At 65.6% G+C, this 19,013-nt stretch carries 17 protein-coding genes; 11 read left to right on the top strand and 6 right to left on the bottom strand.

Going from position 1 to position 19,013, the window contains the following annotated elements; translation table 11 throughout:
- Positions 1-115: 115 nt before the first annotated feature.
- A complete protein-coding gene (gene argF / locus CVS48_RS26345; RefSeq protein WP_100857868.1) occupies positions 116-1,054 on the bottom strand; it encodes an ornithine carbamoyltransferase in 939 nt (312 codons plus the stop codon).
- 14 nt (positions 1,055-1,068) lie between these two features.
- Complete coding sequence (locus CVS48_RS26340) at positions 1,069-2,292, bottom strand: aspartate aminotransferase family protein (RefSeq protein WP_100857030.1); 1,224 nt, start codon at positions 2,290-2,292, stop codon at positions 1,069-1,071.
- A gap of 188 nt (positions 2,293-2,480) precedes the next feature.
- Between CVS48_RS26340 and CVS48_RS26335 the strand changes: the two genes are divergently transcribed.
- Positions 2,481-2,771, top strand: coding sequence for a DUF3579 domain-containing protein (locus tag CVS48_RS26335; protein ID WP_100857029.1), 291 nt, complete (start codon positions 2,481-2,483; stop codon positions 2,769-2,771).
- Between the two features lie 100 nt (positions 2,772-2,871).
- Here CVS48_RS26335 and CVS48_RS26330 read toward each other — a convergent pair whose 3' ends face one another.
- The gene (locus CVS48_RS26330; RefSeq protein ID WP_100857028.1) at positions 2,872-3,591 is read right to left on the bottom strand and encodes a GntR family transcriptional regulator; all 720 of its coding nucleotides are present in this window, start codon (positions 3,589-3,591) and stop codon (positions 2,872-2,874) included.
- Positions 3,592-3,839: 248 nt separating this feature from the next.
- Between CVS48_RS26330 and CVS48_RS26325 the strand changes: the two genes are divergently transcribed.
- The 8 genes from CVS48_RS26325 to CVS48_RS26290 all read left to right on the top strand — a co-directional run bounded on the left by CVS48_RS26325 (position 3,840) and on the right by CVS48_RS26290 (position 12,985).
- Positions 3,840-4,577 carry an aspartate/glutamate racemase family protein gene (locus CVS48_RS26325; RefSeq protein WP_100857027.1) on the top strand — a complete coding sequence of 246 codons (738 nt, stop codon included), beginning with the start codon at positions 3,840-3,842 and terminating at the stop codon, positions 4,575-4,577.
- A 112-nt stretch (positions 4,578-4,689) separates the two neighbouring features.
- Entirely contained in the window at positions 4,690-6,267 is a 1,578-nt protein-coding gene (locus CVS48_RS26320) for an ABC transporter substrate-binding protein (RefSeq protein WP_100857026.1), read from the top strand.
- An 80-nt stretch (positions 6,268-6,347) separates the two neighbouring features.
- A complete protein-coding gene (locus CVS48_RS26315) occupies positions 6,348-7,340 on the top strand; it encodes an ABC transporter permease (protein WP_100857025.1) in 993 nt (330 codons plus the stop codon).
- Entirely contained in the window at positions 7,330-8,271 is a 942-nt protein-coding gene (locus CVS48_RS26310; RefSeq protein ID WP_100857024.1) for an ABC transporter permease, read from the top strand. Before CVS48_RS26315 ends, CVS48_RS26310 begins: the two co-directional genes overlap by 11 nt.
- 26 nt (positions 8,272-8,297) lie before the next feature.
- Positions 8,298-9,491 (top strand): amidohydrolase family protein, encoded by a 1,194-nt coding sequence (locus CVS48_RS26305; protein ID WP_100857023.1) that lies wholly within the window; start codon positions 8,298-8,300, stop codon positions 9,489-9,491.
- Entirely contained in the window at positions 9,491-10,990 is a 1,500-nt protein-coding gene (locus tag CVS48_RS26300) for an amidohydrolase family protein (protein ID WP_100857022.1), read from the top strand. The genes CVS48_RS26305 and CVS48_RS26300 overlap by 1 nt, the downstream gene beginning before the upstream one ends.
- Complete coding sequence (locus CVS48_RS26295) at positions 10,987-12,012, top strand: ABC transporter ATP-binding protein (protein WP_100857021.1); 1,026 nt, start codon at positions 10,987-10,989, stop codon at positions 12,010-12,012. Before CVS48_RS26300 ends, CVS48_RS26295 begins: the two co-directional genes overlap by 4 nt.
- Complete coding sequence (locus CVS48_RS26290; protein ID WP_100857020.1) at positions 12,002-12,985, top strand: ABC transporter ATP-binding protein; 984 nt, start codon at positions 12,002-12,004, stop codon at positions 12,983-12,985. Before CVS48_RS26295 ends, CVS48_RS26290 begins: the two co-directional genes overlap by 11 nt.
- Before the next feature lie 42 nt (positions 12,986-13,027).
- On the opposite strand, the gene CVS48_RS26285 is transcribed toward CVS48_RS26290, so the two are convergent.
- The 3 genes from CVS48_RS26285 to CVS48_RS26275 all read right to left on the bottom strand — a co-directional run bounded on the left by CVS48_RS26285 (position 13,028) and on the right by CVS48_RS26275 (position 15,918).
- Positions 13,028-14,305 carry a TRAP transporter large permease gene (locus CVS48_RS26285; protein ID WP_100857019.1) on the bottom strand — a complete coding sequence of 426 codons (1,278 nt, stop codon included), beginning with the start codon at positions 14,303-14,305 and terminating at the stop codon, positions 13,028-13,030.
- Positions 14,306-14,340: 35 nt separating this feature from the next.
- On the bottom strand, positions 14,341-14,841 hold the full coding sequence (locus tag CVS48_RS26280) for a TRAP transporter small permease (RefSeq protein WP_100857867.1): 501 nt from the start codon (positions 14,839-14,841) through the stop codon (positions 14,341-14,343).
- 102 nt (positions 14,842-14,943) lie between these two features.
- Positions 14,944-15,918 (bottom strand): TRAP transporter substrate-binding protein, encoded by a 975-nt coding sequence (locus tag CVS48_RS26275; RefSeq protein WP_100857018.1) that lies wholly within the window; start codon positions 15,916-15,918, stop codon positions 14,944-14,946.
- 101 nt (positions 15,919-16,019) lie between these two features.
- Here CVS48_RS26275 and CVS48_RS26270 point away from each other — a divergent pair, with 101 nt between their 5' ends.
- Both CVS48_RS26270 and CVS48_RS26265 read left to right on the top strand, forming a co-directional pair.
- Complete coding sequence (locus tag CVS48_RS26270) at positions 16,020-18,557, top strand: ABC transporter permease (protein WP_100857017.1); 2,538 nt, start codon at positions 16,020-16,022, stop codon at positions 18,555-18,557.
- Positions 18,557-18,979, top strand: coding sequence for a group II truncated hemoglobin (locus CVS48_RS26265; RefSeq protein ID WP_167401057.1), 423 nt, complete (start codon positions 18,557-18,559; stop codon positions 18,977-18,979). The genes CVS48_RS26270 and CVS48_RS26265 overlap by 1 nt, the downstream gene beginning before the upstream one ends.
- Positions 18,980-19,013: the final 34 nt, after the last annotated feature.

Genomic DNA, 19,013 nt, shown 5'->3' with positions numbered 1-19,013 from the left:
TACGGGCCACCGGTGCGCGGGTCACCCGTCCAACGGGTTGCCGGTGCGCGGGTCACCCGTTCAACGGGTTGCCGGTGCGCGGTTCACCTATCCAACGTGTGAACCGCCGCGCGGGTCACACTTGACCGAGTAGCAGGAATTCCATCAGTGCTTTTTGCACGTGCAGGCGGTTTTCGGCTTCGTCCCAGACCACGCTTTGCGGGCCGTCGATGACTTCACCAGTGACTTCTTCGCCACGGTGGGCCGGCAGGCAGTGCATGAAGACGGCTTGCGGGTCGGCGGCGGCCATCATTTCGGCGTCCACGCACCAGTCGGCAAACGCCGCGCGGCGCTCGTCGTTCTCGGCTTCGTAGCCCATGCTGGTCCAGACGTCGGTCGTGACCAGGTGCGCGCCCTGGCAGGCCTCCATGGGGTCCTTGAACTGGCGCAGCACCTTGGCGGAAGGCGTGCCGATGCGCGAGGCTTCAAGCTCGTAGCCGGCCGGCGTGGACACATGCAGCGTAAAGCCCAGCATCTCGGCCGCGTGCAGCCAGGTGTAGGCCATGTTGTTGGCGTCGCCCACCCAGGCCACCGTCTTGCCCGCGATGGGGCCGCGATGTTCGATGTAGGTGAAGATGTCGGCCAGGATCTGGCAGGGGTGGAATTCGTTGGTCAGGCCGTTGATGACGGGCACGCGCGAATGCGACGCGAAGCGCTCGATGCGGGTCTGCTCGAACGTGCGGATCATGACGATGTCGACCATGCGCGAGATAACGCGCGCCGTGTCTTCGATGGGCTCAGAGCGGCCCAGTTGCGAGTCATTCGAGGTCAGGTTGATGACCGAGCCGCCCATTTGGTACATGCCCGCTTCGAACGAGACGCGGGTGCGGGTGCTGGCTTTTTCGAACACCATCGCCAGCGTGCGGTCGTGCAGCGGCATGTGGGGTTCGTAGCGCTTGAACTTTTCCTTGATGATGCGAGCGCGGTCCAGCACGTAGGCGATTTCCGCGGGCGAGAAGTCCTTGAACTGAAGAAAATGCCGCAACGGGCCGTTTTGAGTCGTGGGAGGAGTCATGGTGTTGTCGCAGGTCATTGGGTCCGGCCCGGCTCATGGCCAGGTCGGGACAGGGATGATGAATTTTCAGCCAGAAACTGTTGGATGAGCGGGACCAGGGTGGCGACGATCTGGTCCGCCTCTTGCTTGTTCAGGATCAGCGGGGGCAGCAGGCGCACCACGCGGTCGCGGGTGACGTTGATGAGCAGGCCCGCTTCCAGGGCGCGCAGCGCCAGCACGCCGCAGGGGCGCGCCAGCTCAATGCCCAGCATCAGGCCACGGCCACGCACCTCGGTCACGCCGGCGGTGCTCGCCAAAGCGGCGGCAAGCGCGTCCTGCAGATAGCTGCCCACGGTGTGGGCGTTGTCCAGCAGCTTGTCGGATTCCAGCGTGTCCAGCACGGCCAGGCCGGCTGCGCAGACCAAGGGCCCGCCGCCGAACGTGGTGCCGTGGCTGCCCGGCGTGAAGACGCCCGCCGCGGGGCCGGCCGCCAGCATCGCGCCGATGGGCACGCCGCCCGCCAGGCCTTTGGCCAACGTCATGACGTCGGGCTTGATGTCGGCCCATTGGTGGGCGAACCATTTGCCGGTGCGCCCGATGCCGGATTGCACTTCGTCGATCATCAGCAGCCAGCCGCGTTCGGTGCAAAGTTGGCGCAGCGCTTGCAGGTACGTGATGTCGGACGGGCGGACGCCGCCTTCGCCCTGCAGCACTTCAAGCAGCACCGCCGTGGTGCGCGGTTCGGCGTCGCCGGCCGCGCGCACGGCGGCAAGGTCGTTGTAGGGCACCTGGATAAAGCCGGTGGGCAGCGGTTCGAAGCCTTTGCGCGCCTTCTCGCTGCCGGTGGCCGCCAGCGTGGCCAGCGTGCGGCCATGCCAGGACGAATCCATGGTGATGATGTGGGCGTGCTTGTTGCCTTGCTGGTAGGCGTAATAGCGCGCCAGCTTGATGGCGGCTTCGTTCGCTTCCGATCCGCTATTGCAGAACGCCACTTCCCGCATGCCGGACAAGGCCGTCAAGCGGGCGGCCAGCGCCTCTTGCTGGGGAATGTCGTAGATGTTGGACGTGTGGATGACGCGCGCCGCTTGTTCGCTGATGGCGGCCACCAGCTTCGGATGCGCGTGGCCCAGGCAGGAAACGCCAATGCCGGCCAGCGCGTCCAGGTATTTGCGCCCGTTTGCATCCCACAGCCATACGCCCTGGCCGTGCGAGAACGCAACCGGCAGGCGAGCGTAAATATTGGCCAGAGGCGAGGTCATTGCGGATCCTCCTGGGGGATGACCAAAAAGCCGGTCCTTGATTCGATGAATCCCCAGGCGAAAGCGGGGCGGAATCGGCTTTTGGAAGAGAGCAAAGGATCAATCATATACAATTCGCGGCGCAGGGCGCATGTTTGATCACGCCGAAGATCCGGCTTTCGTGAAAGGCGCGCTGTAGTGAAGAACTCATGGCAACTAGCGTCAGACAATTCGTAATTCATGGCGTTACCGAAAGCGGTAGCCGATTCCGCCCCAGCGATTGGGCGGAGCGGCTCGCTGGCGTAATGGCTCAGTTCCGGCCCGCCGGCTGTGCCGGTAACCACCTCACTTATTCGCCTTATGTGCTGCCTGTCGTCATCGACGGCGTGCGCGGAATCGTGGTCGACTTGCGTTTGCGCGACCTGGAACCGCTGGCGTACAAGTTCGTGGTGGATTTCGCTCGCGACAACAACCTCAAGACGGAAGAACGCGAAATCTAAGCCCCAGAACGAAAAAGCGCCCCAACCGGGCGCTTTTCTTTTTCGTGGGGAAAGCGGCGCGCCCATCGGGCGGGCCTGAGGCTACGCTGCGCATCCGTGCTCAAGTGCCGTAGCGATCCAGAATCTTGCGGATATCGCGCACGCCCGTTCCGTCGGTGCTCAGCAGCGCCCGCGCGGTGACGGATTCCAGATGGTGTTCAAGCAGATGCAGCACGTGCTTTTCGTCACGCGCGCGCAGGCCTTCCACAATTTCCATATGTTCGCTGACCGCGCATTCGCTGGAATGCGGCCGTCCGTAAAGCGCCAGGATCAGCGAGCAGCGCGACACGATTTCGTTCACGTAGCGGGCATAGACCGCGTTGCCCGATAGTTCGGCCATCAAGATGTGGAATTCGCCCGACAGCCGGATGGATTCATTCGTGCTGTTGCGTTTGCGGGCCGCTTCCTCTTCTTCCACATGCCGTGCCAGGCGTGTCAGCCCGGCTTCGGTGATGTGTTGCAACAGCCGCCGGGCGACGTCGCGTTCCAGGCAGCGGCGCGCTTCGAAGATGTCGTGCGCTTCTTCCAGGCTGGGGCGCGCCACCGCCGCGCCGCGATTGGGGCGCAGGTCTACCAAACCTTCACTGAACAAGCGCGTCAATACACTGCGGACGATGGTGCGGCTGACGCCGAAGCGTTCACCGATGATGTCTTCGGGCAGCTTGTCGCCGGGCAGCAAGGCCTGTTCGATGATGGCGCGGCGCAAATTTATGTATACGATTTCGCTGCGATTTACGTCTTTTTTCGGGGGCTCGTTGGCCGATGGCGCGAGAGGTTTCATCTTCTTCCTTGGCTCCTGGACCTGCGCGTTTTTTTTGTAATGCATAGGGCCACGGAACCCGTGGCGCCGCGTTGCGCGGGACGTAAGCAAGCATAGTACAACGCCGCTAAGGGTTAGCGATAGCTTGAAGCCTGGCCTCAGGCGCGTACATTGTCGGCATAAATCGTATACAAACATTTATACAAAATCTCCGGCTACTCGGTGAGCTGTTGATCTGTTTCGTATACAAACTTGCCGAGGTTTGTTTCATGCCAGCCATGCCCGACGCCGTGTCCCCGGACCGGCCCGCCTTCACGCCGTACCGCCTGCTGGTGGTCAACGGCAACACCACGTCCAGCCTGACGGACCGCCTTGCCGCGCAAGCGCACAGCTTTCTGGGTGGCGCAGCGCACATACACGCCGTGACCGCCGTGTTCGGGCCGCCCTATATCGCCAGCCGGGTCGAGGCCGCGGTGGCCGCCCATGCGGTGCTGGAAACCGTGGAGCGCGAAGTGGCCCTGGCCGACGCGCCCTTTGACGCCTGCCTGCTGGCCTGTTTTGGCGAACCCGGAATCGGCGCGGTGCGCGAATGCCTGACCGTGCCGGTCGTCGGCATGGCCGAGGCATCCATCATGGCCGCCATGCAGCGCGGCGACCGCTACGCCATCGTCACGGTCGGTCAGCGCTGGCCGGGCATGCTGCGCGAACAGATCCGCCAGCTTGGGCTGGAATCCCGCTGCGCCGCCATCATCGCCTTGCCCGGCAATGCGCTGGACTATGTGTCGCAAACGCCGGAGTCGGCTGCCCAGGTCAGCCTGGCGCTGGACGCCGCCGTGGCGCAAGGCGCCGACGTCATCATCGTGGCGGGCGCCGCGCTGGCGGGCTATCTGCCGGTGCTGACGCGCCGGCCCGCCGTGCCGGTCATCGATTCCTACCGCGCCGCGCTGGCGCAGGTGCTGGCCCTGGCATCGCTGGATCGGGTGCAACGCCAGTGCGCGTGGACCTGATCCGCTTTCCTGGCACAGCCGCCATGCCCATGGCGCCAGGCCAGGCCCGGGGGCAAGCAAGCAAACCGCAAACCACAAACCACAGACCGATAGACAAGGGAGAGTTGCAGCCATGAAGACGTTGCTTAAGTGGACCGCCGGCGCCGTGATCGCGCTGTCGGCAATTACCGGGGCTTCGGCCGCCAACACGCTGAAGTGGGGCGCCGCGCGCGACCTGGATTCGCTGGACCCGTATTCGTACGGCAGCACCTTCAATCTGGCGTTTCTGAACCATGTGTACGAAGCGCTGATCCGCTACGACGACAAGTTCAACATCACCCCGGCGCTGGCCGAATCCTGGGAAGCCACGTCGCCCACCGTGCTGCGCTTCAAGCTGCGCCAGGGCGTGAAGTTCCACAACGGCGCGTCGTTCACGGCGGACGACGTCGTGGCCTCGATGACCCGCGTGTCCGACGATGCCTCGCCGCTGAAGGGCAACCTGCCGGCCTTCAAGGCCGTGAAGAAGGTGGATGACTACACCGTCGACATCGAAATGACGCATCCGTACCCGCTGATGCTGAACGACCTGACCAACATCTTCATCTTCAACCGCCAGTGGCTGGTGGACAACAACAGCACCAAGCCGACCGACGCCGCCAAGAACATCGAAGGCTACGCCACGCACCACGCCAATGGCACCGGCCCCTTCAAGGTGGAGTCGTACCGGCCCGATACGCGCACCGTGCTGGTCGTGAACAAAGACTGGTGGGACAAGCCCCGCCACAACCTCGACCGCATCGAATTCACGCCCATCGCGTCCGCGCCGACGCGCGTGGCGGCGCTGCTGTCGGGCGACATCAACTTCACCGAAAACGCGCCCCTGCAGGATCTGGACCGCCTGCGCGCCGCGTCCAACGTGAAGGTGCTGGCGGCCACCGAACTGCGCACGCTGTACTTCGGCTTCAACCTGGGCGACAAGCTCGTCGGGTCGAACATCACCGACAAGAATCCGCTGAAAGACGTGCGCGTACGCCAGGCGCTGTACATGGCCCTGTCGCCCGACCTGCTGCAAAAGCGCGTGATGCGCGGCCTGTCGCGCACCACGGGTGCGCTGGTGGCCCCGTCCATTCCTGGCTACGAGGCCAAGCAGGAAACGCGCTTGCCGTTTGACGCGGCCAAGGCGAAGGCATTGCTGGCCGAAGCGGGCTATCCCAACGGCTTCACCTTGTCGCTGCTGTGTTCCAACGACATGTTCGTGAACGAGGAAGAGCTGTGCCAGGCGGCGGCGTCGATGTGGGCGCGGATCGGCGTGAAGGCCTCGCTGGCCAGCGGCCCCCGTTCGTTGCAGAACCCCAAACGCTCGCGCGGCGAGTTCGACATCACCATCCACGGCTGGGCCAACGAGCCGCAGATCGATGCGTTGTCGATCCTGCTGCAAGTGATGCATAGCCGCACCGGCCCCGCCGGCGTCTTCAACTGGGGGCAGTGGGGCGACGCCGCGCTGGACGCCAAGATTGACGCGGCCGCGGCCGAGATGGACCGCGCCAAGCGCATCCAGATGATGGCCGAGGCCTTGCAGACCCTGCATGACGATGTGCGCTTCCTGCCGCTGCACCAGCAGCCCATGGCCTGGGCCGTGGGCGACAAGGTGGGCGACGTGCTGCAAATGCCGGACAACAAGGCGCGTCTGTGGACCGTGCGCATGCAGTAGCACGCGTTCAGGGGGAACGCCGCGCGCCGCGATGGGCGTGGCGTTCCAAAGTCCGACATCAGGTCTGAAGGAGGCCGCACATGCTGGCATTCATTGTTAGACGGGTCTTCAACGCGGCTGGCGTGATGCTGGCGGTGGCGTTGCTGGCCTTCGTGATCTTCCGTTTTGTCGGCGACCCCGTCGACATGATGCTCAACGAGCAGGCCTCGCAGACACAGCGCGACGAGCTGCGCGAGCGCCTGGGGCTGAACGCCTCGATGGGCATGCAGTACGTCAACTTCGTCACCAACGCGGTGCAGGGCGAATTCGGTATTTCGTACCGCAACCAGCAAGACGTGTTCGCGCTGGTGGCCGAACGCTTTCCCGCCACGTTCGAGCTGGTGATGATGGCCACGCTGCTGTCGCTTGTGATCGGCGTGCCGCTAGGCGTGCTGACGGCCATCTACCGCAAGTCGCGCCTGGCGCAGGCCTTGCAGTTCGTGTCCATCCTGGGTATTTCGCTGCCCAGTTTCGTAGTGGGCATCATGCTGATCCTGATCTTCTCGGTGCAGTTGGGCTGGCTGCCCGGCTTTGGACGGGGCGAGACGGTGAAGATCGGCTGGTGGTCCACCGGCTTGTTGACGCCGTCGGGCCGCGCGGCGCTGGTGCTGCCGTCCATCACCTTGGCGCTGTTCCAGATCACGCTGATCATGCGGCTGGTGCGAGCCGAGATGCTGGAAACGCTGCGCACGGAATTCATCAAGTTCGCCCGCGCCCGTGGGCTGCCCGACCGCGTGGTGCACTTTCGGCTGGCGCTGCGCAACTGCCTGATGCCCGTCATCACGGTCACGGGCATGCAGATCGGCAACCTGATCGCCTTCGCGCTGATCACGGAAACCGTGTTCCAGTGGCCCGGCATGGGGCTGCTGTTCATTCAATCGGTCATGTTCGTGGACATTCCCGTCATGGCCGCCTATCTGGTGATCGTGTCTTTCATCTTCGTGACCCTGAACACGTTGGTGGACATGATGTATGGCGTGGTTGACCCCCGCCTTCGCAGCCAGCACGTCAAAGGAGGCGGCAATGCTCACTAACCCCTTTTCGGGCGGCGCGCAGAGCCGGATGTCGCGCTTCTTGCAGAGCGACTTATGGTGGAGCCTGCGCAACGATTACGTGGCGATGGGCGCGGGCATCGTGCTGTTGGTCGTGGTGCTGCTGGCGGTGTTTGCGCCCTGGATCGCGCCGCAGAACCCCTACGACCTGGCGCAGCTGGACCTGTTGAACGCCGAACTGCCGCCGTTCTGGGTGGAAGGCGCCGACCCGCAATTCCTGCTGGGCACCGATACGCAGGGCCGCGACGTGTGGTCGGCCATTCTGTATGGCTCGCGCATGTCGCTCGCCATCGGGCTGGCCACGGTGGTGCTGTCCTTGGCAATCGGCCTGCTGGTGGGGCTGGCGGCCGGCTATTTCGGCGGCTGGATCGACAACGCGCTGATGCGGGTGGGCGACACGCTGCTCAGCATTCCCACGATTCTTGTCGCCATTCTGGTGACGGCGGTGTTCCGCCAATTGCTGCCCCCCGGCCTGCGCGAAACGCTGTCGGCGGTGATCCTCATCCTGGCCATCTCCATGACCAACTGGGTGCAGTACGCCCGCACGGTGCGCGCGTCGGCGCTGGTGGAACGCGGCAAGGAATACGTGCAGGCGGCGCGGCTGATCCGGGTGAGCCCGTTGCGCATCATGCTGACGCACATCCTGCCCAACACGCTGACGCCGGTGATGGTGACGGCCACGCTGAACCTGGGGCTGGCGGTGCTGATCGAGGCCACGCTGAGCTTTCTGGGCGTGGGCATGCCGCCGACCGAGCCGTCGCTGGGCACGCTGATCCGCCTGGGCAACCAGTTTCTTTTTTCGGGGCAGTGGTGGGTGGTGGTTTTCCCCGCGCTGTATTTGAGTCTGATCGTGCTGGTGGTGAACCTGCTGGGCGATTGGCTGCGCGATGCGCTCAACCCCCGTCTGCGCTGAAGGCGCATCTTCAATAGAGGTCAAGCATGGAAAATGCAACGCTGTACACCCAGGTCCGCCCCGCCGGCGGGGAACTCACCACGGTGCTGGTGCGCGATGGCCGCATCCAGGCGCTGGGAGGCGCGGCGCCCGAGGGCGCTGCGGTGGTGGACGGGGGCGGCGCGCTGATGCTGCCGGGGCTGATCGACGCCCACGCGCATCTGGACAAGACGATGTACGGCATGCCCTGGTACCGCAATGAAGTCGGCCCGAGGCTCATCGACAAGATCGAGAACGAACGCGCCGAGAAAAGGCGCCTGGGCATTGACCCGTACCGGCAATCGGCGCGGCAGATCGTGATGTCAATTGCCGATGGCACCAGCCACATCCGCAGCCATGTGGACGTGGATACCGACATCGGTCTGGCCGCCATTGAAGGCGTGATGCGCGCCCGCGAGCAGTACCGCGACCAGATCGATGTGGAACTCGTGGCGTTCCCGCAAAGCGGCCTGCTGATCCGGCCGGGCACGCTGGAACTCATGGACGAAGCCCTGCGCATGGGGGCGGAGGTGGTGGGGGGGCTGGACCCCGCCGGCATGGACCGCGATCCCAAGGGCCATCTGGACGCCATCTTTGCGCTGGCCGACAAGCACGGCAAGCCCATCGACATCCACCTGCACGAAGCGGGCGAGCTGGGCGCGTTCTCGATGCAGATGACCATCGACCGCGTGCTGGCGCTGGGCATGCAGGGCAAGGTTACCTTGTCGCACTCGTTCTGCCTGGGCATGCCCGACACGCAGGCGGTCCAGGCGCTGACGGATGGGCTGCTGGCTGCCGGCGTACACATCATGACGACGGGTTCGGCCTCGCGCCCCGTGCCCAATGTGGCGCGGCTGCGCGCGGCCGGCGTCACCGTCTGTACCGGCAACGACGGCATGCGCGACACCTGGGGGCCCTACGGCAAGCCCGACATGCTGGAACGCACCATGCTGGTGGGCCTGCGCAACAACTTCCGCCGCGACGACGAACTGGCGATGGCGTTGGACGTGGCCACCTACGGCAACGCGCGCGTGATGAAGCTGGCGGACTATGGCCTGGCCCCGGGCTGCCACGCCGACTTCGTGTTGGTGGACGCCGAAACCGTGGCCGAAGCCATTGTGGCGCGGCCGGTGCGCAAGCTGGTCGTCAAGCGCGGCCGCGTGGTGGCGCGCGATGGGCACGCCTTGGTGAGCGCGCCGTGATGCCCGCCGCCGAAGGCCCCATCCTGCTCACCGCCCGCTGGGTGGTGGGCCACGAAAACGGGCGGCACTGCCTGTACGAAAACGGCGAGCTCGTCTTTGAAGGCGATCGCATCCTGTATGTGGGTCACCGGTATCCCGGGTCCGTCGCGCGCCGCCATGACTACGGCCGCGCGGTGATCGGGCCAGGCTTCGTGGACTTGGACGCCTTGTCGGACCTGGACACGACCATCCTGGGTTTCGACAATTCCCCCGCTTGGCAAAAGGGCCGCATCTGGCCCGAGACCTATATGAAGCAGGGGCCGTACGAGATGGTCTCGGCCGCCGAGCTGGCGTTCCAGAAGCGCTATGCCTTCGCGCAGTTGATCCGCAACGGCATCACCACGGCCTTGCCGATCGCCTCGCTGTTCTACCGGGTCTGGGGCGAAACCCGCGACGAGTTCCTGTCGGCCGCGAACGCGGCGGGGGAACTGGGCCTGCGTGTCTACCTGGGGCCGGCTTACCGCAGCGGGCACACCTACGTGGACGCCGAGGGCAAGATCCGCTGCCATTACGACGAAGCGCGCGGCATGGCCGGACTGGCCGAGGCGCTGGCATTTTGCGACGACATCGACGGCCGCTATAACGGCCGCTACAACGGCCGCATCCGCGCGATGCTGGCGCCCGACCGCATCGAAACCTGTACGCCGGACCTGCTGCGCGCATCGGCCACCGCCGCGCGCGAACGCGAAATTCCGATCCGGCTGCATTGCTGCCAGTCGCGCCTGGAATACGACCTGGTGTTGGAACAGCACGGCATGAGCCCGCCGGAATGGTTGCAAAGCCTGGACTTTCTATCGCCACGCGCCTTGCTGCCGCACGGCACGTATGTGTCCGGCTCGCGCCATATTTCGCGCCCGGGCCGCGACCTTGAAATCATCCGCGACGCGGGCGCCAGCATCGTGCATTGCCCGCTGGTGTCCGCGCGGCATGGCGCCGCGCTGGCCTCGTTCGCAAGCTATCGCAAGCTGGGCATCAACATCGGCATGGGCACCGACACCTGGCCGCCCGACATGGTGCAGAACATGCAGGTGGGCATGATGCTGTGCCGGGTGGCGGAAGGGGCCACCGAGGCGGTGCGCGCCGAAGACTATTACGACGCGGCCACGGTCGGCGGCGCCGATGCGCTGGGCCGCCCGGACCTGGGCCGCCTGGCCGTGGGCGCCAAGGCCGACATCGTCGTCTTTGATTTTTCGCACGATCGCAACGGCCAGATGATCGACCCGATCCAGACCTTGATGATCAGCGGCAGTGGTCGCGATGTGTCGCAGGTCATCATCGATGGGCGCTTCGTCATGGTGGATGGCCGCATTCCCGGCTTTGACGCCCGCCTGGCGCAAGAGCAGGCGCAGTCGCAGTTTGACGGCCTGGTGGCGCGCTACCCCGACCGCACCTGGGGCCATCCTCCGGTCGAACAGATTTTTTCTTCCAGCTATCCGCGTCCCGCAAGGAGCCCGTCATGATGGCAGTCGTACCCAACACCGCGCCGCCGCCCGCCGCCATTCCGACCTTGTCGGTGCGTGGCCTGTCGGTTGAATTCCCCACGCGCCACGGCACGCTGGTGGCCACGCGCGACATCAGTTTCGACATCCAGCCCGGCGAAATCCTGGGCATGGTGGGCGAGTCCGGCGCGGGCAAGTCCCTGACCGGCATGGCGGTGATCGGCTTGCTGGAGCCGCCCGGGCGCTTGGGCGCGGGCGAAATCCATCTGGCCGGCAAGCGCATCGACAACCTGCCGCCCAAGGCGCGCCAGCGTTTGCGCGGCAAGGAGATCGGCGCGATTTTCCAGGACCCGCTGACCAGCCTGCACCCGCTGTTCACCGTGGGGGACCAGTTGGTCGAAACCATCCGCCACCACGACAAGGGCTCCGCCACGGCCGCCCGTGCCCGCGCGCTGGAACTCTTGCAGGCCGTGGGCATCCCCGCGGCCGACAAGCGCATCGACCACTATCCGCATCAGTTTTCCGGCGGCATGCGGCAACGGGTGGTGATTGCCCTGGCCTTGGCGGCGCGCCCCGCGCTGATCATCGCCGACGAACCCACGACGGCCCTGGACGTGTCGGTGCAGGCGCAGATCACCGCGCTGCTGCGCAGGCTGTGCCGCGAGCAGGGCACGGCCGTGCTGCTGGTCACGCACGACATGGGCGTGATTGCCGAAACCGCGGATCGCGTGGCGGTGATGTACGCGGGCCGCATTGTAGAGATCGGACCGGTGCTGGACGTGTTGCGCCGCCCCGGCCACCCGTACACGCAGGGCTTGATGAACGCCATTCCCGGCCTGCGCCACCGCGCGGCGCGCTTGAACCAGATCGACGGCGCTATGCCGCGTCTGCACGCCATGCCCACCGGCTGCGCGTTCCACCCGCGTTGCGCGCACGCGGGGCCGCGCTGCACCCAGACTCGCCCGCCCCTGGCGGCATCGCCTTCGGGCGCCACGGTCAGCGCTTGCTGGCTGCATCAGGAAGGAGTGGCCCATGCCGCGTAATGACGATGTGCTGCTGCGGGCGGACGACCTGGCCTGCTGGTTCGATGTGTCGCCGCCCTGGCTGGAACGCACGCTGTCGCGCCAACCCGAGCAAACGCTGAAGGCGGTGGACGGGGTGTCGCTGGCGGTGCCACGAGGCACCACCTTGAGCATCGTGGGCGAATCCGGCTGCGGCAAGTCCACGCTGGCCAAGCTGTTGGTGGGCCTGGTCGCGCCCACGCGCGGCAAGCTGGAATATGGCCGCAACCGATCGGGCGGCGTGCTGCATCCGCAAATGATCTTCCAGGATCCCTATGCCAGCCTGAACCCGCGCTGGCGCGTGGGCAACATCGTGGCCGAACCCATCATCACGCTAGGCCTGCGCCAGACGCCAGCGGACACGCGCCGCCGCGTGGATGAATTGCTGGAACTGGTGGGCCTGTCCGCCAGCGACGCAGGCCGTTTTCCGCATGAGTTTTCGGGCGGGCAGCGGCAACGCATTTCCATCGCCCGCGCGCTTGCGACCGAGGCGGAATTCCTGGTGTGCGACGAGCCGACCTCCGCGCTGGACGTGTCGGTGCAGGCGCAGATCCTGAACTTGATGGGCGATCTGCAAAAGGAATTCGGGCTGACGTATGTGTTCATCAGCCACAACCTGTCGGTGGTGCGCCACGTGTCCGATAGCGTGGCGGTGATGTATCTGGGCAGGATCGTGGAACAGGCCGCGGCGGATCAGTTGTTTGAATCCCCACGGCATCCGTACACGCGCATGCTGCTGGACACGATTCCCGACCTGGAAGACCCCCGGCGCGATCGGGAGCCCATGGGTGGCGAAGTGCCCAACCCGATCCAACCGCCTTCGGGGTGTACGTTTCACCCGCGCTGTCCGGAGGCTCGGGACGAATGCCGGGTGGATGTGCCCGAAGTCAGCCGGGTGGCGGGACGCCAACTGCGCTGCCACGCGGTGCGGTGGGAACGGGCGGTGGCGGCCTAGAGACGAGTATTGGGGTGGGAGCCATGTCCACCCCGATACCGACTATTTCGCGTAGACCATATCTCGCAGGCCCAACGACAAGCCGGGCCAATACGTGATCACCAGCAGGCAGACGATCACCACCCCCACAAACGGAATCAGCGGTTTGATCAAGCGTTCAAGTGGCAGCTTGGCCACCGCCGACGCCGCGAACAGGTTGACCCCAAACGGCGGCGTGATCATGCCCAGCGCCAGGTTGACCACCATGATGATGCCGAAGTGCACCGGCTCCACGCCGAACTTCAAGGCCACCGGTAGCAGCAAGGGCGCCAGCACCACAATGGACGCCGACGTTTCGATGAACATCCCGATCAGGAACAGCGCCACGTTCATGCCCATCAGGAACGTGAACTTCGTTTCGAAGATGTGCGACAGCCACGTGCCCAGCGCATCGGGTACGCCGGCGCGGTTGAGCAGGAAGCTGAACACGCCGGCATTCGCGATCACGAACATGATCACGGCGGTGGACACCACGGACTTGTGCAGCGTCACGGACAGTTGCTTGAAGCTCAGACGGCGGTAGATGAACTTGCCCACCACCACCGCGTACATCACCGCCACCACCGAGGCTTCGGTGGGCGTGAACACGCCGCCGTAGATGCCGCCCAGAATGATGACGGGCATCATCAGTGCCAGCCAGGCGTTCTTGAAGGCCGGCCACAGCGGCAGGCGGCCTTCGCCGTCGCGCTTGCCCAGGTTGTTGCGCTTGGCGTAGAACCACACGTAGAACATCAGCGCAACGCCGATCAGGATGCCGGGCATCACGCCGGCAATGAAGAGCTCACCGGTCGACGTGTCGGTGGACACGGCGTACAGAATCATCGGGATCGACGGCGGGATGATCACGCCGAGTTCGGCCGCGCTGGCCTGTAGCGACGCGGCGAAGGGGGCAGGGTAGCCATGGCGGATCATCGCGGGAATCAGGATGGCGCCCACGGCGAACGTGGTCGCCACGCTGGAACCGGCCACCGCCGCGAAGATCATGCAGGTCAGCACGCAGGTGCAGGCCAGGCCGCCCTGGATGCCGCCCACCACGCTCTTGGCGAATTCCACCATGCGTTCGGAAATGCCGCCGGCTTCCATCAGGTTGCCGGCCAGGATGAAGAAGGGAATGGCGACCAGCGGGTACTTGTCCAGCGCGGCGTACAACTGCTGCGCCACCACCACCCAGGGCAGGCCGGAACTGCCGACTCCCGCCAGGCTGGCCAGGCCGATCGACACGGCGACCGGTACCGACAGCCCGAAGAAGATCAGCATCGAGACAATCATTAATTGAGACATGGCGAGTTCTGCTGCGTAGGTTCGTTGGGGGCGGCTTAGCCTTGCGCGTCGTTGCGCACCGGCACGTCGTCTTCTTCGCCCGCGCACCAGCGGGCCAGCACGGCGATGGCGGCAAGCGTCGCGCCAACGGGGATCGCCAGATAGATCCACGAAATCGAAATATCCAGGCTGGGCACGTTCTGGAAGCGCACCCGGTAGGTCATGTTGCCGCCAATCCAGGCCAAAAAGCCCAGGAAGCTGGCGCAGATCAGCCCGATCACGGCTTCAAGCACGCGCCGCTTCTTTCCGCCCAACAGGTTGCGCAGCAGCTCCACGCTGATCATCGCGCCATGGCGAAAGGCCAGCGCCACGCCCAACAGCACGGTCCAGATCAGGAGGGCGCGGGTCAGCACCTCGCTCCAGTCGGCGGGCGATTGCAGCACGAAGCGGGCGATGACCTGGTAGAAGGCGGCGGCCGCGGCGGCCACCATCAAGAGTTGGGCAAGAACCGAGACCAGCTTGAACAGGCCGCGGTCGAAAGCGCAAAGCAAACGCATGATGAATCCCGATAGCGATGGGCGCATAGGATGAAAAACGGCAAGCGGCGGGATCAGGATCCCGCCGCTCAAGGCGGTATGCCCCGTGGGGGCAACGCCGGCTTACTTGGTGTCGCGGATCGAGTCGATCAGCTTCTTGTCGAACTTCTTGTAGTACTCGGGGTAGGCGGGCTCGACAGCGGCGGCGAACGCGGCGCGGTCCACTTCGGTGACCTGCATGCCTTCCTTCTTCAACTGCTCGACACCGGTCTTCTCGATGTTGTCGACGTAGGCGCGCATGGCCATGGCCGATTCCTTGCCGGCCTTGTCGAAGTTGGCCTTGTCGGCGGCCGACAGGCCTTCATACACGTTGGCCGACATCAGCACCAGCGCCGGGCCGTACACGTGGCCGGTCAAGGACAGGTACTTCTGCATTTGCGACAGCTTGGCCGACGTGATCACCGACAGCGGGTTTTCCTGGCCGTCGATGGTGCCTTGCTGCAGGGCGGTGGCCACTTCGGGCCAGGCCATGGGTGTGGGCAGAATGCCGATCTGGCGGAAAGCCGTGATGTGGATGGGGTTTTCCGTGGTGCGGATCTTCAGGCCCTTGGCGTCAGCCGGGGTCTTGACCGGACGCACGTTGTTGGTCAGGTGGCGAAAGCCCTGTTCGCCCCAGGCCAGGGCGATGATGCCGCGGCTGGGAAACTTGGCCAGCATGTCCTGGCCGATCTTGCTGTCCAGCACGGCACGGGCGTGCGGCAGGTCGCGCAGCAGGAAGGGGATATCGAAAACCCCCGTCTCGGGAACAAAATTCAGGGTGGCGCCTGTCGAAACGATGGCCAGGTCGATCGTGCCGATCTGCAGGCCTTCGATCACTTCGCGTTCGCCGCCCAGCGCGCTGTTGGCGAATTGCTGTACTTTGTACTTCCCGCCCGAGGAGGCCTCGATGGACTTGGCCAAGGCGTCGGCGCCGGCGCCATAGTGCGACGAGGTCGACAGGGCGTAAGCCATTTTCAGGGTGGTCTGGGCTGCCGAGGGCAGGGATGTGGCGGCCGCGCAGGCGGCCAGAACCGTGGCCGCAAGCCAGGATTTACGCATTGTCTTCTCCGGTATTAGGTATCTTTAGGGGCGGCGTTGCCTCCCGCCCCGGGATGATATCGGGATTCGGACGCCGTTTAGGCGGTTTTTAACATTGATGAATGATGGATTTCCCTGATATGTCACAGGCCAAGCGCCCCGGTTTCTGGTCCACCCTGCGCCTGGGCGCCAGGATGATGATGCGCGACGCCCGGGCGGGCGAGCTGCGCTTGTTGGTGCTGGCGCTGGTGGTGGCGGTGGCCGCGGTGACCAGCGTGGGCTTTCTGGCCGACCGCGTCAGCCGGGCGCTGGAACGCGACGCCGGTCAGATGCTGGGCGCTGATCTCGTGCTGGATGCCGACGAACCGGTGCCCGCGCCATTTCTGGATCAGGCCCGCGAACGCGGCCTGACCCTGTCCAGCACGATGCAATTTCCGTCCATGGTCGGCGCCGGCGATGGCGCGCAACTGGCCGCGTTGAAAGCGGTGGAGCCGGGCTACCCGCTGCGCGGCGCCTTGCGCGTGGCCGAGGCCCCGTTCGCCCCTGACGCCGTCACCCGTGACATCCCGCCCGAGGGCGCGGTGTGGGTGGATGCCCAACTGCTGTCGCTGCTGAACCTGAAAGTGGGCGACACGCTGAACGTGGGCGACGCCCACCTGCGCGTGGACCGCGTCATTACGTACGAGCCCGATCGCGGGATGCAGTTCGTCAACGTGGCGCCGCGCGTGCTGTTCCGCGCCAGCGACTTGCCGGCTACCGGCCTGATCGCGCCCGGCAGCCGCATCGGCTACGCCATGCTGGTTGCGGGCCAACCGGACGCCGTGGCGGGCTACGCCACGTGGCTGAATCAAAACTTAAAGCGCGGGCAAAAAGTGGCCACCCTGGAGTCGGGCCGGCCGGAGGTGCGCCGTACGCTGGATCGCGCGCAGCGCTTCCTGTCGCTGGTTGCCTTGCTGGCGGTGCTGATATCCGCCGTGGCGGTGGCGCTGGCGGCGGGCCGCTACATGACCCGGCATCGCGACGGCATTGCCGTCATGCGTTGCCTGGGGGCGGTGCAATCGCAGATCTCGCGCATGCTGACGCTGGAGTTTGCCCTGGTGGGCCTGTTTTCATCGGCTGCGGGCTGCCTGCTGGGCTTTGCCGTGCACCAGGTGCTGGTGATGCTGCTGGGTTCCTTGATCGACACCAGCCTGCCCGCGCCGTCCGCCATTCCCGCCTTGCAAGGCGTGTTGACCGGCTTGTTGCTGTTGCTGGGCTTTGCCTTGCCCGCGCTGGCGCAACTGCGCCACGTGCCGCCCGCCCGCGTGCTGCGGCGGGATGCCGACACGCTGAGCGCCCGCAGCGCGTTCGGCTACGTGGTGGGCGCCACGGGCTTTGCGCTGCTGATCTGGTGGTTCGCGGGCGACGCCAAGCTGGGTGCGGTGGTGGCGGGGGGCTTTCTGGGCGCCTTCGCCGTGTTCGCGCTGGTGGCGTGGTTGTGCGTGCTGGGCCTGGCGCGGGTGCGCGGGCTGGCCTCGGGGTTTCCCGCGCTGCGTTTCGCGCTGGCGGGCGTGGTGCGCCGCCGCGCCGCCACCATCACCCAGGTCTGCGCGCTGGCCGTCGGGCTGATGGCGCTGCTGCTCTTGACCATGACGCGCACCGACCTGATCCAGGGCTGGCAGCGCACCATGCCGGCAGACGCGCCCAACCGATTCCTGATCAATGTGCAGCCCGACCAGCGCCAACCCGTCAGCGACGCGCTGGCCCGCGAGGGCTTGGGCGGCATCACGCTGTCGCCGATGGTGCGCGGGCGCTTGATCGCCATTAACGGCAAGCCGGTGGGCCCGGACGACTACGAAGAACCCCGCGCCAAGCGCCTGGTGGACCGCGAGTTCAACCTGTCCTATGACGACGAGATGCCGTCGTCCAACAAGATCGAGCAGGGCCGTTGGCTGTCCCCAAACGCAACGGCGCCCGAGGTATCGCTGGAGTCGGGTCTAGCCAAGTCGCTGGGCCTGAACCTGGGCGACAAGATGACCTTCGATGTGGCCGGCCAGCAGGTGGAAGCGACCGTCACCAGCACCCGGCGGGTGGATTGGGATACGATGCGCGTCAACTTTTTTGCCATCCTGAGCCCCGCCGCGCTGGCCGACATGCCCCAAAGCTGGATCACATCCTTTTACCTGCCGCCCGAAAAAGGGGCGGTGCTGCCCGCGCTGGTGCGCGAATTTCCGAACCTGACCGTGTTCGACGTCAGCGCCATCCTGCAGCAATTGCAGTCGGTGCTGAACGAAGTGGGCAAGGCGGTCCAGTTGCTGTTCCTGTTCACGCTGGCTGCCGGCGTGCTGGTGCTGTCGGCGGCGCTGACGGCCACCCGCGACGAGCGCATGCGCGAAGCGGCGGTGCTGCGAGCGCTGGGCGCCACGCGCACGCAATTGGCGCGCTCGCAGCGGATTGAACTGTGGGCGGTGGGGGGGCTGGCCGGCCTGTTGGCGGCAGCCGGGGCCACCGCCATTGCCTGGGTCCTGTCAACCCAGGTGTTTGACTTCACCATTACCCTGAGCCTGTGGCCGTGGCTGACCGGCATCGGCGCGGGCATGCTGGGCGCCTGGGCGGGCGGCGCCCTGGCCCTGCGCGGCGTGTTGCGCACGCCGCCCCTGGTCACCCTTCGAGAAACCTGATGACGACCCGCGTCCATACCATTAGCGAACCTGTGGAAAATTCCAGCAGCATTTTTGACCTTCTTGGCGGCGAGCCCGGCGTGCGCGCGCTGGTCGACCGCTTCTATGACCTGATGGACATGGAGCCCGACCTGAAAGAACTGCGCGCCGCCCACGGCCCCAGCCTGGACGAGGCGCGCAACAAGCTGTTCTGGTTCCTGTGCGGCTATTTTGGCGGGCCGGACCACTACATCGAACGCTTCGGCCACCCCCGGCTGCGCGCGCGGCACCTGCCGTTTTCCATCGGCCAGGTCGAGCGCGACCAGTGGGTGATCTGCATCGGGCGGGCCATGGAAGACCAGGGCATCGACCCGGCGCTCGCGGAGCGGCTGCTGGAATCTTTCTACGGCGTGGCCGACTGGATGCGCAATCGTGAAGGTTGACGGCGTGAAGGCTGACGGCGCGCGCGCTGTCGAC

It is taken from the genome of Achromobacter spanius, from assembly GCF_002812705.1.
Taxonomy (GTDB): domain Bacteria; phylum Pseudomonadota; class Gammaproteobacteria; order Burkholderiales; family Burkholderiaceae_B; genus Achromobacter; species Achromobacter spanius.
The sequence above is the reverse complement of the archived record's forward strand: the minus strand, read 5'-3'. Positions and strand labels throughout refer to the sequence as shown.

What these genes read in the sequence shown, in the direction of transcription:
- argF (WP_100857868.1), bottom strand. Translation starts at nt 1,054, where the DNA reads ATGACTCCTCCCACGACTCAAAACGGCCCGTTGCGGCATTTTCTTCAG.
- CVS48_RS26340 (WP_100857030.1), bottom strand. Translation starts at nt 2,292, where the DNA reads ATGACCTCGCCTCTGGCCAATATTTACGCTCGCCTGCCGGTTGCGTTC.
- CVS48_RS26335 (WP_100857029.1), top strand. Translation starts at nt 2,481, where the DNA reads ATGGCAACTAGCGTCAGACAATTCGTAATTCATGGCGTTACCGAAAGC.
- CVS48_RS26330 (WP_100857028.1), bottom strand. Translation starts at nt 3,591, where the DNA reads ATGAAACCTCTCGCGCCATCGGCCAACGAGCCCCCGAAAAAAGACGTA.
- CVS48_RS26325 (WP_100857027.1), top strand. Translation starts at nt 3,840, where the DNA reads ATGCCAGCCATGCCCGACGCCGTGTCCCCGGACCGGCCCGCCTTCACG.
- CVS48_RS26320 (WP_100857026.1), top strand. Translation starts at nt 4,690, where the DNA reads ATGAAGACGTTGCTTAAGTGGACCGCCGGCGCCGTGATCGCGCTGTCG.
- CVS48_RS26315 (WP_100857025.1), top strand. Translation starts at nt 6,348, where the DNA reads ATGCTGGCATTCATTGTTAGACGGGTCTTCAACGCGGCTGGCGTGATG.
- CVS48_RS26310 (WP_100857024.1), top strand. Translation starts at nt 7,330, where the DNA reads ATGCTCACTAACCCCTTTTCGGGCGGCGCGCAGAGCCGGATGTCGCGC.
- CVS48_RS26305 (WP_100857023.1), top strand. Translation starts at nt 8,298, where the DNA reads ATGGAAAATGCAACGCTGTACACCCAGGTCCGCCCCGCCGGCGGGGAA.
- CVS48_RS26300 (WP_100857022.1), top strand. Translation starts at nt 9,491, where the DNA reads ATGCCCGCCGCCGAAGGCCCCATCCTGCTCACCGCCCGCTGGGTGGTG.
- CVS48_RS26295 (WP_100857021.1), top strand. Translation starts at nt 10,987, where the DNA reads ATGATGGCAGTCGTACCCAACACCGCGCCGCCGCCCGCCGCCATTCCG.
- CVS48_RS26290 (WP_100857020.1), top strand. Translation starts at nt 12,002, where the DNA reads ATGCCGCGTAATGACGATGTGCTGCTGCGGGCGGACGACCTGGCCTGC.
- CVS48_RS26285 (WP_100857019.1), bottom strand. Translation starts at nt 14,305, where the DNA reads ATGTCTCAATTAATGATTGTCTCGATGCTGATCTTCTTCGGGCTGTCG.
- CVS48_RS26280 (WP_100857867.1), bottom strand. Translation starts at nt 14,841, where the DNA reads ATGCGTTTGCTTTGCGCTTTCGACCGCGGCCTGTTCAAGCTGGTCTCG.
- CVS48_RS26275 (WP_100857018.1), bottom strand. Translation starts at nt 15,918, where the DNA reads ATGCGTAAATCCTGGCTTGCGGCCACGGTTCTGGCCGCCTGCGCGGCC.
- CVS48_RS26270 (WP_100857017.1), top strand. Translation starts at nt 16,020, where the DNA reads ATGATGGATTTCCCTGATATGTCACAGGCCAAGCGCCCCGGTTTCTGG.
- CVS48_RS26265 (WP_167401057.1), top strand. Translation starts at nt 18,557, where the DNA reads ATGACGACCCGCGTCCATACCATTAGCGAACCTGTGGAAAATTCCAGC.